Source organism: Actinosynnema sp. NPDC023658 (assembly GCF_040639995.1).
Taxonomy (GTDB): Bacteria; Actinomycetota; Actinomycetes; order Mycobacteriales; family Pseudonocardiaceae; genus Actinosynnema.
This window is the reverse complement of the sequence record NZ_JBFAAX010000998.1, coordinates 1-1,967: the sequence shown is the minus strand read 5'-3', so window position 1 is coordinate 1,967 and position 1,967 is coordinate 1. Positions and strand designations below refer to the sequence as shown.

Sequence of the window (1,967 nt, the reverse complement as noted above, 5' to 3'; positions counted from 1 at the left end):
CGGCGCTGGTGGCGCTGCCGGCGCCGGCCCGCAGGTTGGTGGAACTGCTGGCGCACGTCGAGGAGGACGAACGCCGGGCGTGGTTCGTGCGCGAGGTGTGGCCGGAGGTCTGGCGCGAGTCGGCCGGCCTGGACGCACCCCCGCTGGAGTCGGCGCTGGAGCCGCTGGTGGCGGCCGTGATGGTCGAGGTCGAGGGCGACGACCCGGCGCGGCACGCCTACCGGCTGCACCCCGGTGTCGGTGAGGCGATCCGCGCGGCCACCGACCCGGCGTTCGGGCAGCTCGTCGACGACCTGGTGATCGGGCACCTGACCGCGGCGTACGAGCACGCGCACCGCGAGGAGGCGCAGGGCCGGTCCGGTGAGGCGATCGTCCGGGCGGGCCTCGCCGCCACGCCGTACCTGCTGCGCAGCGGGCGGCACGCGCAGGCCGTGGACGTGCTGGAGACCGCGACGGACCGCGACTTGGCCCCCGGCACGACCAACCGGGCGATGAACTACCTGCGCCGCTTGCTCGACGGGGACCCGGACGTCCTGGAACGACCCGCCGTGACGGCCCTGCACGCCAAGCTCCTGTCGAGGAACGACCCGCTGGCCGCGCTGCGGGAGTTCCTCGCGCTGGCCACGTCGGGCTCCGAGGCGGGGCGGTTCGACCTCGTGTCGCTGGCCACGTCCGAGTGCGCCCGGATCCTGCTCGACCACGACGACCTGGAGGACGCGCTCCGGATGGCCCGGGCGGTGCCGGGCTACAGCGACCTCGCCGGGTACGGCCCGTGGACGCGCGCGGCCGACACGTGCCTGGAGCTGATCGTCCTGACGAAGATGGGACGGCACCACGAGGCCGCGGCACGCGCCGTCGAGCTGGTCGACGAGGCCGACGGGCTGGCCGACGACAGCGGCGAGCCCGAACGCGTCACGCCGGTGAGCACCCGCGGGGTGGTGCTGAGCACCGCGCTGGAAGCCGTCACCCGCTTCGGTGACTGGGACGTGGCCCTCGGGCTGTGCGAGCGGATCGACGCCCTGCACGCGCGGCGCGGCGCGACCGACCACGAGCGGGCCCGGTTGCGGCTCAACACGGCCGTGGTGCTGCTGGGGCTCGACCGCGTCGCGGAGGCCGAGGACGTGCTGCGGCACAGCCAGTCCGTCTTCGAGGACGCCGACGACACCGTGCTGCTGGGCGAGGTGTTCCGGCTGCGGGCCGAGGTGCGCCAGGCGCTGGGACGACCCGACGACGCGCTCACCATGGCGCAGGCCGCGTTGCGCTACTCCTACGAGAGCATCAACCCCGCGGTCCTGGCCGAGGGGCACGACCGGGTGGCCTCCTACCTCGCCTCCACCGGCGCGCACGGACGGGTGTGCGCGGCACACCGCGCGGCGGCGGCCGTGCTGCGTGCCGCCACGTCGCACGCCGAGCGCGGGAACACCGTGGTGGAGCTGTCGGACCTGCTGGAGCACGGCCCGGACCTGTTCCCCCGCACGCTCGACGAGATGGTGGCCACCGTCGAGCAGGTGCCGGGCGTGCGGTTGGGCGACGTGCTCGACCTCCTGGTCCCGGACGGGCACGAGCGGGCCGAGCTGTTCGACGAGGTGGTCTCGGTGCCGCGGGAGAACCTGCGGATCGGCGCGGACGTCCTCGCGGACCACCGCGAGCAGCGCGACCTGCTCCAGGCGGCCGTCGACCGGGACGTGGACGGCGGACTCGACCCCGTGCTGCTCGGTGACCTGGACGACGCGAGCCTGGAGATCTTCGCCGCGATCCGGGCCCTCCGGCACGGTGAGGCCAAGCGGCGGCTGCGGGCCACCCGACCTCCCGGCGAACCGCGGCTGTTCGGCGCGCAGGTCGTGCCCTCCATGGGCGACCACCGCGGCGGTATCCGGTTCACCGGCTTCGCGGAGACCCGGACGGAGGCGTTCTGCGGTGTGCCGATGACCCGTTCGGCCTTGTAGAGCCCGGCCGCGCGGATCTCG

At 74.8% G+C, this 1,967-nt stretch carries 1 protein-coding gene; it reads left to right on the top strand.

All coding sequences use genetic code 11. From position 1 onward, the window contains the following. On the top strand, positions 1-1,946 hold a 1,946-nt coding region (locus AB0G02_RS37355), incomplete at its 5' end, for a tetratricopeptide repeat protein (RefSeq protein ID WP_360804377.1). Positions 1,947-1,967: the final 21 nt, after the last annotated feature.